This window comes from Gordonia sp. PS3 (assembly GCF_041950545.1).
Lineage (GTDB): Bacteria > Actinomycetota > Actinomycetes > Mycobacteriales > Mycobacteriaceae > Gordonia > Gordonia sihwensis.
Genome location: NZ_CP169524.1, coordinates 3,212,216 through 3,225,983, shown reverse-complemented (window position 1 = coordinate 3,225,983; position 13,768 = coordinate 3,212,216). Strand labels below are relative to the sequence as shown.

10 protein-coding genes are annotated in these 13,768 nt (G+C 65.5%); all 10 read left to right on the top strand.

The features are described from left to right. Position 1 precedes the first annotated feature (1 nt). Positions 2-874 carry an ABC transporter permease gene (locus ACE11G_RS14865; protein ID WP_045536585.1) on the top strand — a complete coding sequence of 291 codons (873 nt, stop codon included), beginning with the start codon at positions 2-4 and terminating at the stop codon, positions 872-874. Between the two features lie 5 nt (positions 875-879). After that, a complete protein-coding gene (locus ACE11G_RS14860; protein WP_006894402.1) occupies positions 880-2,196 on the top strand; it encodes an MCE family protein in 1,317 nt (438 codons plus the stop codon). Further along, complete coding sequence (locus tag ACE11G_RS14855; protein ID WP_006894403.1) at positions 2,193-3,278, top strand: MCE family protein; 1,086 nt, start codon at positions 2,193-2,195, stop codon at positions 3,276-3,278. Before ACE11G_RS14860 ends, ACE11G_RS14855 begins: the two co-directional genes overlap by 4 nt. Before the next feature lie 2 nt (positions 3,279-3,280). After that, the gene (locus ACE11G_RS14850; protein ID WP_006894404.1) at positions 3,281-4,366 is read left to right on the top strand and encodes an MlaD family protein; all 1,086 of its coding nucleotides are present in this window, start codon (positions 3,281-3,283) and stop codon (positions 4,364-4,366) included. Next, positions 4,363-5,610: an MCE family protein gene (locus tag ACE11G_RS14845; protein ID WP_006894405.1), complete on the top strand. Its 1,248-nt coding sequence runs from the start codon at positions 4,363-4,365 to the stop codon at positions 5,608-5,610. The genes ACE11G_RS14850 and ACE11G_RS14845 overlap by 4 nt, the downstream gene beginning before the upstream one ends. Beyond that, a complete protein-coding gene (locus ACE11G_RS14840) occupies positions 5,607-6,962 on the top strand; it encodes an MCE family protein (RefSeq protein ID WP_006894406.1) in 1,356 nt (451 codons plus the stop codon). The genes ACE11G_RS14845 and ACE11G_RS14840 overlap by 4 nt, the downstream gene beginning before the upstream one ends. Continuing rightward, positions 6,959-8,200, top strand: a complete 1,242-nt coding sequence (locus ACE11G_RS14835) for an MCE family protein (protein ID WP_006894407.1) — start codon at positions 6,959-6,961, stop codon at positions 8,198-8,200. The genes ACE11G_RS14840 and ACE11G_RS14835 overlap by 4 nt, the downstream gene beginning before the upstream one ends. Before the next feature lie 79 nt (positions 8,201-8,279). Further along, positions 8,280-9,170: a hypothetical protein gene (locus ACE11G_RS14830; RefSeq protein WP_375002722.1), complete on the top strand. Its 891-nt coding sequence runs from the start codon at positions 8,280-8,282 to the stop codon at positions 9,168-9,170. Beyond that, on the top strand, positions 9,170-9,934 hold the full coding sequence (locus ACE11G_RS14825; RefSeq protein WP_375002720.1) for a hypothetical protein: 765 nt from the start codon (positions 9,170-9,172) through the stop codon (positions 9,932-9,934). The genes ACE11G_RS14830 and ACE11G_RS14825 overlap by 1 nt, the downstream gene beginning before the upstream one ends. A 319-nt stretch (positions 9,935-10,253) precedes the next feature. Next, positions 10,254-13,754: a DNA-directed RNA polymerase subunit beta gene (locus ACE11G_RS14820; protein WP_006894410.1), complete on the top strand. Its 3,501-nt coding sequence runs from the start codon at positions 10,254-10,256 to the stop codon at positions 13,752-13,754. Positions 13,755-13,768: the final 14 nt, after the last annotated feature.

Genomic DNA, 13,768 nt, shown 5'->3' with positions numbered 1-13,768 from the left:
GATGACTCGTGGTGTGACGATCGCCAAGAGCCGGCCGGAGTACCTGCTCTACGAGACCCGCAAGCAGCTCGGGCGTCCGCTCAAGCTCCTCGACGGCGCCGGCGAACAGATGTCGTTCTATGCGCGCACGCTCGCTTGGATCCCGCGGACCCTGGTGCACTACACCCGAGAGGTGATGCGCCTGCTGGCCGAGGTCGCCTTCGGTTCGGGAGGTCTGGCCGTCATCGGCGGCACGATCGGCGTGATGGTCCTGATGTCGGGATTCACCGGCGTCGTGGTCGGTATGCAGGGCTACGCGGCCCTCGACCAGATCGGTTCGCAGGCACTGACCGGCTTCTTGTCGGCGTACGTGAACACCCGTGAGGTGGCACCCCTGGTGGCCGGTCTCGCATTGTCGGCGACGGTCGGCTGCGGTTTCACCGCTCAGCTCGGCGCAATGCGGATCTCCGAGGAGATCGACGCGCTCGAGGTGATGGCAGTGCCGTCGATTCCATTCCTCGTCAGCTCCCGGGTCATCGCCGGCTTCATCGCAGTGATCCCGCTGTACGTGCTCGGCCTGATGGCCGCCTACCTCGCCTCGCGCGTGGTGAACACGGTCTTCAACGGTCAGTCGACCGGTTCGTACGACCACTACTTCAATCTGTTCCTGCCACCCGTCGACGTCCTGTGGTCGTTCGGCAAGGTGCTGATATTCGCGTTCGTCATCATCATGATCCACTGCTACTACGGCTACTTCGCCAGCGGCGGGCCCGCCGGCGTGGGTGTGGCCGTCGGTCACGCCGTGCGAACGGCGCTGGTGCTGATCGCGGTGATGGACTTCTTCCTGGGCCTGGCGATCTGGGGTACGACCACGTCGATCCGAGTGGGAGGTTAGGAAACGTGGGGACGCTCAAACGCAGGCTCCTGGGCCTGTTGTTCTTCGTCGTCGTCATCGGTCTGCTGGCGGTCTCGGTGCTCAAGTTCCGGGGGACGTTCGACGACTATTCGACGGTGACGCTGCGTACGGACAACGCGGGCAACTCGCTGGTCAAGAACGCCGACGTGAAGGCCAACGGGGTGGTCGTCGGCTCGGTGCGCAATGTGGACGTGGAGCCCGGCGGCAAGGTCAACGTCGAACTCGGCATCAATCCCGACCAGATGCACAATCTCCCCGACGGCACCACGGCCCGGGTGCTCCCGAAGACACTGTTCGGTGAGCGGTACATCGCTCTGCAAATCCCGGAGAGCTCGGACGGCGGCACGCTGAAGGACGGATCGGTGATCCTGACCGACCCGAAGGGCAACTCGCAGGAGGTCGAGGATCTCTTCGACGCGCTGCTCCCGGTCATCAAGGCGATCCCGCCGGAGGACCTCAACGTGACGCTGAGCGCGATCTCGCAGGCGATCGGCGGCAAGGGCCACCAGATCGGCGAGATCGTCGATCGGCTCAACACGATCTTCACGCGGGTCAACGCGAACATGACCGATCTGCAGGGCACCATCCGCGGACTGGCGTCGTTCTCGCAGACCTACTCCGAAGCGGTGCCGGACATCATCGACGCGCTCGACAACCTGCGCATCACCGGTAACACCGTGGTGGAGCGGCAGGGCGATCTTCGGTCGACCATCCAGACGCTGAGCGTGGCCGCGGTGGACACGACCAAGTTCCTCAAGGCCAACAAGAAGGACATGCTGAACCTGTTCATCGACTCCGAGCCCTTCCTGAAGGCTGCGGCGCGCCAGTCGCCGACCTTCGGCTGCATGTTCCACAACTTCGCCACGATCGTCCCGAAGGTGGGCCCGATCGTCGGCAAGGGCACCGCCAACCCCGGCGTCCACGTGAACCTGCAGTTCGTGAACCCGCGCGGCCGGTACCTGCCCAACCAGGACGAGCCCCGGCTGCTGTGGGTGGATCCGCCCGCCCGCTGCTACGAGCCCGCAACCAACGGCCGCCCGTTCCCGCAGTACCCCGGCGGCGGTGTTCCCGACGGCTCGTACCAGCCGCCGTCGCGTAACCCGGGTCCCAAGACCTGGCCGGATCTGCCTCAGCCGCAGTTCAGCGGCACGCCGAGCGGCACCGTGTCGGAGACCGACTACCAGCGCCAGATGCAGGTGCTCTACGGGGCGTCGTCGGGTGTGAGCCCGGAGCAGGTGCCGCTGTGGGTCACCTCCATCGGTGCCGGATCGCTGCAGGGAGCGCAGGTGACCGTCAAATGAGAGGCGTCGTCGCACCCCTGGTGAAGCTGATCATCTTCGCCCTCATCACGATCTTCGCCACCGCGATGCTCGGTCTGACCATCGCCAACGCCGGCTCCGGCGGCAAGGCGAGCTTCAAAGCCGTGTTCGACGACGCGGCCATGCTGAACCCCGGCGACGATGTGCGCATCGCGGGCGTCCGCGTCGGCCAGGTCGAGAGCGTGGAGATCACCGACCGCAACAAGGCGCTCGTCGGATTCAGCGCCGACCGTGATCGGCTGCCCAAGGGCACCCAGCTGTTCATCCGGTACCGCAACCTGACGGGACTGCGTTACATGGCGCTGGAGAAGGGGCCCGGGTCGGCGAACGACACCGTCGGCGCCGGATACACCTTCACCAACTCGCCCACGCATCAGAGCACGCACGACGCGGTGAACCTGACCGAGCTGTTCAACGGCTTCCGTCCGCTGTTCAAGCAGATCACCCCGGAGGACATCAACAAGCTCGCCGAGACCATGATCAAGGTCTTCCAGGGCGACATGGACACCACCATCGGCGACCTGATCAGCGACACCGCTGGACTCACCAACGCCCTGGCCGACAAGGACAAGGTGATCGGAGAGATGATCACCAACCTGACCAAGGTGCTCAACACGGTGAACCGGAACGACGACCAGTTCACCAGCCTCCTGGTGAACACCGAGAAGCTCATCACCGGGCTCGCGGCTCAGCGCGGGTCGGTGGGATCGGCGATCACGTCGGTGTCGAACCTGACCACGGTGACCGGTTCGATCCTGAGCAAGACGCGACCGGCCATCCAGGGCGACATCGCGGGGATCAAGTCGCTGTCGGACCAGCTGAACTCGCGCGATGACGACATCGAGAAGGCGCTGACCAACCTTCCGGTCAAGCTGCAGAAGATCGGCCGGGCCGCGACCTTCGGCTCCTGGTTCCAGTTCTATCTGTGCGGCATCGACGTCGTCGCGGGCAACGGTAAGTCCACCCTGCTGACGCAGCCGGTGGTGCCGCTGCCGAACATCAACCACGTCCTCTACACCAGCGCCGCCACGCGATGCTGGCGCGACATGAAGCCCGGGGGGTGAGCATGACCGACCGACAGAACACACCCGACGGGCAGCCGGAAGTTCCGACGACGCCTAAGAAGAGCCGACGGTTCGCCGGCCGACGGAGTGCGACGAGCATCGGCGCACTCGGTCTGCTGATCCTGATCATGGCCGCGGTGTCGTCCTTCTATCTGAAGGACCTGCCGCTGCTGGGCGCGGGAGCGCGCTACACCGCGCAGTTCTCCGAGGCCGCCGGGCTCAAGGCGGGCAACGAGGTCCGTGTCGCCGGCGTCAAGGTGGGCGAGGTGACCGAGGTCGCGCTCGACAACGACAAGGTCGACGTCACCTTCACCGCGAACAACACCTGGATCGGCAACCAGACGCAGGCGTCTATCCAGATCAAGACGGTGCTCGGCCAGAAGTACCTGGCGCTGAACCCGCGCGGCAGCGAACTGGCCGACCCCCGGGTCAAGCTCACCGACACGGTCGCGCCGTACGACGTCATCGAGGCCTTCGGTGACGCGGCCGATCAGATCGAGAACGTCGACACCGACGAGGTCGCGAAGTCGCTGCGAACGCTGTCGGCCGCCTTCTCCGGCACCAACGCCGACGACATCAACTCGTCGTTGACCGGCATCTCGCGGCTGTCGAACACGATCGCGAGCCGCGACCAGGAGGTGCAGCGGCTGCTGAAGGCGACCAAGGACGCCTCCAAGATCCTCGCGGACCGGAACGAGGAGTTCACCCGGCTGATCGCCGGCGCCGGCGTCCTGCTCAAGGAACTGAACAACCGGCAGAAGAGCATCTCGGCTCTGCTCGCGAGCACCACCACGCTGAGCAAGTCGCTCAGCGGCATCGTGAAGGACAACGAGGCGCAGATCGGACCCGCACTCGATTCCCTCAAGGGCGTGACCGACATGCTGACCAGGCAGAACAAGAATCTGCGCGACACGATCACGTACATGGCGCCGTTCTACCGCGTCTACGCGAACGTGCTCGGCAACGGTCGCTGGTTCGAGGCGACGGTCACCAACCTGCTGCCGCCCGCACTGCCGCAGCAGAACACGACCAGGCTGCCGAACATGACTAAGAATCTGAACAACGGTGGAACGGGGGCCGGCGGATGACGGAGTCAGGTCAGACCTCCGGTCTGTTCAACAAGCGCAACATCGTCTACGGCGCACTCGGTCTGGTGCTCGTCCTCATCATCGCCGCAGGCGGCTGGTGGGCGTCGACCCTGATCGGCACCACCAAGGTGCACGCCACGTTCACCAGCGCGGTGGGCATCTACAAGGGCAGCGACGTCCGGGTGCTCGGCGTCGACGTCGGCAAGGTCACCGACGTGACCCCGCGCGGCGATGTGGTCGAGGTCGACATGCGGGTGAACCGCGGTGTGAAGCTCCCGGCCGATGTCAAGGCCGTGCAGATCATCCCGTCGATCGTCGCCGACCGCTACGTGCAGCTCACCCCCGCCTACTCCGGCGGGGCGCAGGCGGGAAGCGACGTGACGCTGTCGACCAAGCAGACCAAGGTGCCGGTGGAGATCGACGCGATCTACGCCAACCTTCAGAAGCTGTCGAAGTCGCTCGGACCCGAGGGCGCGAATCAGAACGGTGCCGTCACGGACTTCGTGGACGTCTTCTCGAAGAATCTGGACGGCAACGGCGCGAAGCTGGGCGAGGCGATCACGAACCTGTCCAAGGCCGCGGGAACGCTGTCCGACGGCAGCACCGACCTGATGAGCACGATCCGCAACCTGAACGTCTTCGTGGGTGCGCTGAAGGAGAACGACGCGCAGGTCCGGCAGTTCAACAGCCAGATGGCCTCGTTCAACACCTTCCTGGCCGGCGAGCGCGACCAGCTGGGCAAGGCGCTCGACAGCCTGTCGTACGCGCTGGGCGATGTCGCGACGTTCATCTCCGACAACAACGACAAGATCGGTCAGGCCGTCCGCGACCTGCAGCCGACGGGTCAGGCGCTGCTGGACAACAAGGATCACCTGCTCGAGATCCTCACCGTCCTGCCGGTCACGATCAGCAACCTGATCAACGCCTACGACGCGGAATCGGGCACCGTCGCGATGCGCGTCAACATCCCGGAGTTGCAGGACCCGCTGGCCGCCGGCTGCCGGTTGCTCGACTTGGGCAAGCTGCTGCCCGGCAATCCGATGGCCGTCGACTTCAGCCGCAAGCTCGCGCCGCTGGTCAACAACTGCAAGAACGTCGCCACGCAGATCACGAAGGGCGTTCTGGAACCGGTGCTGCCGGTGCTGCCCTTCGGAATCATGAGCGGTGACAAGGAGCAGAAGAACCCGGCACCGGGTACCGTCCCGGGCAATCCGGACCCGAGTCTTCCTGGAGGACAGCGATGAAGGTGAAACTGTCGACGCGAGCCCGCGTCGCCGGTATGGGTGCCGCACTCGCGACCGTTCTCGCGGTGACCACCGGTTGCTCCGGTATCCAGTCGGTACCTCTGCCGGGCGGTGTGGACGTGGGGTCGAACCCGCGGACCTACAAGGTGGTGTTCAACAACATCCTGGACCTGGTCCCGCAGTCGGTCGTGAAGATGGACGGCATTCCGGTCGGCCAGGTCACCAAGGTGGAGGTGCCCACCGGTGCCTGGGATGCGCTGGTGACGATCAAGGTCAAGAACAGCGTCGATCTCTCCGACGAGGCCTCGGCCTCGGTTCAGCAGACCAACCTGCTCGGCGAGAAGTTCGTGGCGCTGTCCGAGCCGCAGGGCGTGACGGCGCAGACGCCGCGTCAGCCCGAGTCGGAACCCATCCAATCGGACCGCACCCGCACCGTCACCGATATCGAGCAGTTGCTCGGCGCACTGTCGATGCTGCTCAACGGCGGCGGCATCAACCAGCTCGAGCCGATCATCACCTCACTGAACGAGGCGCTCGGCGACCGGCCGAACACGGTGCGCTCGCTGCTGAAGCAGTCGGAGAAGTTGATCGACAGCCTCAACAAGCAGCGCGACGACATCATCAGCGCGATCGACGGCGTCAGCAAGCTGTCGGCGCGTGCCAATCAGCAGACGGCTCAGATCGAGCGGATCCTGAACCAACTGCCTGCGGGTGTGAAGGTGCTCGAGGAGCAGCGCCCGCAGTTCGTTGACCTGCTCACCAAGCTCGACGATCTGGGCCAGGTCGGCACCGACATCCTCGGCAAGGCGCACGATCAGATCATCACCGACCTGAAGGCGCTGCGCCCGATCCTGTCGGAGCTCGCGAAGTCGGCACAGGACGCGGTCACCGCGTTGCCGCTGATGCTGACCCATCCCTTCCCGGACGATCTGCTGCCCGGTGTGCACGGCGACTCGACCAACCTGTTCGCGACCCTCGACCTCCGGCTGCTGAATCAGCTCGAAGCGCTCGGCGTGGGACAGGGCAAGCCGGTGTACCAGGCGCCGACCGTCAGCCCGCCGAAGATCGACCCGAACAACCCGTACATCAACGGCAACGGACCCCGCTGGGGCTGGCCGACGATCTCGCTGCTTCCGCCGGCGGCCAACTCGCGGAAGGGTCCGAACACTCCTCCGTCGGGTGGCACGTACCCGATGAATCCGTCGTCGGGGACCGCCCAGAGCAAGTCGGGCCAGAAGAACTCGGTGCAGAAGAAGTCGTCGGACAAGAAGGCTCAGTACTCGCCGATGCCGTCGGGAGACGAGAACTTCCTGGACGGGCCGCTGCGGATGCTCGGAGGTGGTGACCAGTGACCAGTCGTCTCGTCAAGATTCAGCTGATCGTCTTCGTGGTGATCGGTGTGCTGGCGATCGTCTACGTCGGTGCCAAGTACGCCCGGCTCGACAAGCTGGTCGGCGTCTCCACCTACAAGGTGACCCTGCACATGCCCGACGCGAGCGGCATCTTCACCAACGCGGAGGTGACCTATCGGGGAGTGCCGGTGGGTCTGGTCGGTGACATGAAGATGGTGCCGAACGGCGTGGACGTGACGCTGGACATGAACTCCGGCGCACCCAAGGTCCCCGCCTCGGCTCAGGCGGTGCTGGCGAACCGATCGGCGATCGGTGAGCAGTTCATCGACCTGCAGCCCAAGACGAGCGCGGGGCCCTACCTGGAGAACGGATCGCGCATCCAGGGCGCCGAGACGCCCCCGAAGCTGCAGGACGTCATCGCCGACACGATCAGCCTCACCAAGACCATTCCGGTCGATCAGCTGAGCAGTGTGATCCGTGAACTCGGCACGGCGTTCAACGGCAAGGGCGAGGACCTCACGCACTTGATCTCGTCCCTGGACAAGCTGTCGAAGGACGGCGTCCGGAACATCGAACCGATCACGCAGCTGCTGCAGAACTCCAATGTGGTGCTGTCGACGCAGGCCGACCAGTCCGACGAGATCCTCGCATGGTCGAAGAATCTCGACCGGGTCTCCGCCCAGCTGGTGAGTTCGGATCCGGCGATCCGCCGCATTCTGACGAACGGCCCGCCGGCGGGCACCGCGCTCTCGACCTTCCTGCAGGACAACGGTGCGGATACCACCAAGCTGATCCATCAGCTCGGCGGAACCGTTCACGCGGCGGCGCCGGCCTCGTTCGCCACCGGTGCCACCTTCGCGATGCTGTCGGCATTGTCGGCGGGCAGCCACAGCGCCGCTCCCGGCGACGGCCAGATCCACTTCGGCATCGTTCTGGAGACCGGCAACCCGGTGAGCTGCACCAAGGGCTACGAGAGCACGTGGGCGATGATCGCCGAGATGAAGAAGCGCAACCCGAACTTCGACGTCAATTACGACGATTTCCCGTTCAACACGAAGGCCAACTGCAACGTGCCCGAGGGGAACCCCACGTCGGTCCGCGGTGCCAACCGCGCCGCGCTGGCGAATCCGTACATCGCACAGCCGTGGGACAACACGCCGAAGAAGGATCCGGACAAGTTGAACCTGAATCCGCTCGCGACCCAGCTGGCCGCTCTGATGGGTGTGCATCCGAAGTGACGCCCGGCCGATCCGTCGCCGTCTCCGCGGCGGCGACGGATTGGCACGGCGTGCCTCGCGATGACTACAGTTGCGCTCGATGACACACGAAGACACCAGCCAGCCGCAGGACGAACCGGTGGACGCCGCGACGTCCGCCGAGCCTCCCGTCGCGTCCGAATCCGCTGAGGCGGACACCGTCGAGGTGAAGTCCGCTGAGGCAGAGACCGCTGAGGCAGAGACCGCTGAGGTGGAGACCGCTGAGGCAGACGTCGACGATGCTGCCGAGGACGACGCAGCCGCGCCGAAACGTTCCCTGCGGTTCTGGTCCCGGTGGTCCAGCGGCACCGAGGAGGCCGACACCGACGACGCGTCCGCGCGGTCGCCCTTCGCCTCCTTGGCACTGGCTGCCGCGGTCGCGGCACTCATCGCTGCGGTGGTGTGTCTCGGATACTTCGGCTACACGGGGATCCGCGCTTACACGGTCGACTCGGAGGCCGATCAGCTCCGCAACGAGTCGGTCGATGCGGCCGAGCAGGCCGTCCTCAACATCACCGCGGTGGACCCCAAGGACACCGCGGGCTGGAAGAAGCGTCTGGAGTCGTCGCTCACCGGAGATGCCCTCAAGCAGGTGAACACCGGCGTCGTGGCCGACGTCGAGCAGCGTGTCGCGGCCTCCGGGGGACAGGTCGGCAAACTCGAGTCGCGTATCACGCGCAGCGCCACCACGGAGCTGAGCACCGACGACGACACCGCCACCGTTCTGGTGTTCGCGAACGTCGCATCGACGATCCCCAATCAGCCCGTCGCGCAGCAACAGATGGGCTTTCTCCTGACGATGGTCGACGTCGACGGTGTGCGTAAGGCGACCAAGGTGGTCGCGCTGAACCCGATCGACTACACCGACACCGGCTCCGGGGTGTCGACCGCGCCCGGCCAGGGCACCGCGGACCAGTCGCAGGACTCGCAGCTGCAGGAGGGTGGAAACTGATGGCCGGCGGACGTCCGAACAAGCCCGGTTCCGGAAAGCGGACACCGAAGGTCGCGGGCCGAGCGGCGCCGCGCGTCACGGTATCGAGGCCGGTTCAGGCCGACACAGACGAGCAGATGCAGCACTCGACGGTTCCTACCGAGCCCGTCGACACCGCCGGAACCACCGTGTCCGGTGTGGAGCGCAAGCGCCAGGTGGCCGCGCAGAAGGCGGCCCGGGACGAGGCCGCCGCCGCTGCCCTGAACCAGGGGCGCCCCCCGCGCGACACCTCGTCGACACTCCGGCTCGCGGCGATCACCGGGGCCGTCGCCGTCGTACTCGGTGTCATCGCCACCGTCCTCGCATTCCACCCCGGTGTCACCGTGAGCGATAACCGTGCGTTCGTCGACCAGCGCGAGACCGACAAGGTGCTCAGCCAGGCGCGGGCCGGCGCGTGCGCGCCCTTCCAGTTCGACTACAAGAAGCTCGACCAGTGGGCCGCGTCCACCCGCGACACCTTCACCGGGGGAGCGCTCGACCAGTTCGAGACCTTCTTGAAGACGAACCGCAGTGTCATCGAACAGTCCAAGACGGCGTCGGAGTGCCAGATCGACGCTCTCGGCCTGTCGGACCTCACCGATGATCGCGCGGTGGTGGTCGGCACACTGATCGTGAGCACCTCGCGGGACGGCGTGATCGCCGACTCCCAGGTGCCGCATGTCCAGTACACCTTGACCAAGGACGATGGCGGGAATTGGAAGATCAGCGAAGTCGGACAGTTCTGATCGAGGGCGCTGAACAGGCTTTTCTGACCGATTCGGCGCGTTTCGCTTGACGTGACAGCCTCGGCACGTCACGCTGTCACAAGTTGATTGTCTCCAGGTAGGCAGCCGTCGACAATCATTCTCCGGCAGGGGTATACCCATTGCCATAGATATCTGATACAGTTGGACGTTGCGCTGGCTGCCTCCTGTCCGCTGATCGATCATCCTTCCAGCCCTCCCTCCGGGGACGGTTCTCGGGTGTGATGTTTGTGCAGGTCGCACGACCACCGCAGGCCACCATGGCCACGCACCGAGAAACTTCGTGTTGGAAGGACGCATCTTGGCACTCGACCGCCAGTCCACCTCAACCACAGCGGGAATCATCCCGGGCGCGCCGCACCGCGCTTCCTTCGCCAAGATCGACGAGCCGCTCGAGGTTCCGGGTCTGCTGGATCTGCAGCTCGACTCGTTCGAATGGCTTGTGGGTACGCCCGAGTGGCGCGCAAAGGCGATTGCACGGGGTGAGGAGAACCCGGTCGGCGGACTCGAGGAAGTCCTCCGCGAACTCTCGCCGATCGAAGACTTCTCGTCCTCGATGTCGCTGTCGTTCTCTGATCCGCACTTCGACGAGGTCAAGGCCTCGATCGATGAGTGCAAGGACAAGGACATGACCTACGCGGCGCCGTTGTTCGTCACCGCGGAGTTCATCAACAACAACACCGGTGAGATCAAGTCGCAGACCGTCTTCATGGGCGACTTCCCGATCATGACCGACAAGGGCAGCTTCATCATCAACGGCACCGAGCGTGTCGTGGTGAGCCAGCTGGTCCGCAGCCCCGGCGTCTACTTCGACTCCACGATCGACAAGACCACCGAGAAGACGCTGCACTCGGTGAAGGTGATCCCGGGCCGCGGCGCCTGGTTGGAGTTCGACGTCGACAAGCGCGACACCGTGGGTGTCCGCATCGACCGCAAGCGTCGTCAGCCGGTCACCATCCTGCTCAAGGCACTCGGCATGACCAACGAGGACATCGCCGAACGCTTCGGCTTCTCCGAGATCATGATGTCGACCCTGGAGAAGGACGCGACCACCAATCAGGACGAGGCCCTGCTCGAGGTCTACCGCAAGCTGCGTCCGGGTGAGCCCCCGACCAAGGAGTCCGCGGAGAGCCTGCTGGAGAACCTGTTCTTCAAGGAGAAGCGCTACGACCTCGCTCGCGTCGGCCGCTACAAGATCAACAAGAAGCTCGGCCTCACGGCGAACCCGATGGTCGGCGAGTCCACGCTGACCACCGAGGACATCATCGCCACGGTCGAGTACCTGGTGCGCCTGCACGAGGCCGACCCCAACATCACCACCATGATGACCGTCCCGGGCGGCGTCGAGGTGCCGGTCGAGGTCGACGACATCGACCACTTCGGCAACCGCCGGCTCCGCACCGTGGGTGAGCTGATCCAGAACCAGATCCGCGTGGGCCTGTCGCGTATGGAGCGGGTGGTGCGTGAGCGCATGACCACCCAGGACGCCGAGGCGATCACCCCGCAGACGCTGATCAACATCCGCCCCGTGGTCGCGGCCATCAAGGAGTTCTTCGGAACCAGCCAGCTGTCGCAGTTCATGGACCAGAACAACCCGCTGTCGGGGCTGACGCACAAGCGTCGTCTCTCGGCGCTGGGTCCGGGCGGTCTGTCGCGTGAGCGCGCCGGCCTCGAGGTCCGCGACGTGCACCCCTCGCACTACGGCCGCATGTGCCCGATCGAGACCCCCGAGGGTCCGAACATCGGTCTGATCGGTTCGCTCTCGGTGTACGCGCGGGTGAATCCGTTCGGCTTCATCGAGACCCCGTACCGCAAGGTGGTCGACGGTGTGCTGACCGACGAGATCGAGTACATGACCGCCGATGAGGAGGATCGCTACCTGATCGGTCAGGCCAACACCAACTACGACGCCGACGGCACCATCACCGACGAGCGCGTCCTGGTCCGCATCAAGGGCGCCGAGGTGGAGTTCGTTCCGGCCAAGTCGGTCGAGTACCTCGACGTGTCGCCGCGCCAGATGGTGTCGGTCGCCACCGCGATGATCCCGTTCCTCGAGCACGACGACGCCAACCGTGCGCTGATGGGCGCCAACATGCAGCGCCAGGCGGTGCCGCTGGTCCGCAGCGAGGCGCCGCTGGTCGGCACCGGCATGGAGCTGCGTGCGGCGGTCGACGCCGGCGACGTGATCGTCACCGGCAAGACCGGTGTCGTGGAGGAGGTCTCCGCCGACTTCATCACGGTGATGGCCGACGACGGAACGCGCGACAGCTACCGTCTGCGCAAGTTCGAGCGCAGCAACCACGGCACGTGCGCCAACCAGGTGCCGATCGTCGACGAGGGTCAGCGGGTGGAGGCCGGTCAGGTCCTGGCCGACGGCCCCTGCACCGACCAGGGCGAGATGGCGCTGGGCAAGAACCTGCTCGTGGCGATCATGCCGTGGGAGGGCCACAACTACGAGGACGCGATCATCCTGTCGCAGCGCCTCGTGGAAGAGGACGTGCTCACCTCGATTCACATCGAGGAGCATGAGATCGACGCCCGCGACACCAAGCTCGGTGCCGAGGAGATCACCCGGGACATCCCGAACGTCTCCGACGAGGTGCTGGCCGATCTCGACGAGCGCGGCATCGTCCGCATCGGTGCCGAGGTCCGCGACGGCGACATCCTGGTCGGCAAGGTCACGCCGAAGGGCGAGACCGAGCTCACCCCGGAGGAGCGCCTGCTGCGCGCGATCTTCGGTGAGAAGGCTCGCGAGGTCCGCGACACCTCGCTGAAGGTGCCGCACGGCGAGACCGGCAAGGTCATCGGTGTCCGCACGTTCAGCCGCGACGAGGACGACGACCTGGCGCCCGGCGTCAACGAGTTGGTCCGCGTCTACGTGGCGCAGAAGCGCAAGATCCAGGACGGCGACAAGCTGGCCGGCCGCCACGGCAACAAGGGCGTCATCGGCAAGATCCTCCCGCAGGAGGACATGCCGTTCCTGCCCGACGGCACCCCGGTCGACATCATCCTGAACACCCACGGTGTTCCGCGTCGTATGAACATCGGCCAGATCCTCGAGACCCACCTCGGCTGGGTGTCGAAGGCCGGCTGGAACATCGACACGGAGAAGCTCGAGGAGGAGTGGGCCAAGCGCCTGCCCGAGGCGATGCACTCGGCTCCGCCGAACACGAACACCGCGACCCCGGTGTTCGACGGTGCGAAGGACGACGAGCTCGCGGGTCTGCTCGGTTCCACCCTGCCGAACCGCGACGGTGAGGTCATGGTGGGTCCGGACGGCAAGGCGACGCTGTTCGACGGTCGTTCCGGCGAGCCCTTCCCGTACCCGGTCTCGGTCGGCTACATGTACATCATCAAGCTGCACCACCTGGTGGACGACAAGATCCACGCGCGTTCCACCGGTCCGTACTCGATGATCACCCAGCAGCCGCTCGGCGGTAAGGCCCAGTTCGGCGGCCAGCGCTTCGGTGAGATGGAGTGCTGGGCGATGCAGGCCTACGGCGCCGCCTACACCCTGCAGGAGCTGCTGACCATCAAGTCGGACGACGTCGTCGGCCGCGTGAAGGTGTACGAGGCCATCGTCAAGGGCGAGAACATCCCCGAGCCGGGCATCCCGGAGTCGTTCAAGGTGCTCCTGAAGGAGCTCCAGTCGCTGTGCCTCAACGTGGAGGTCCTCTCCAGCGAGGGCACCGCCATCGAGATGAGCGACACCGACGACGAGGACCTCGAGCGCGCTGCTGCCAACCTTGGCATCAACCTGTCGCGCAACGAGTCCGCCACGGTCGACGATCTCGCCAACTGATCCTCACCTGACTA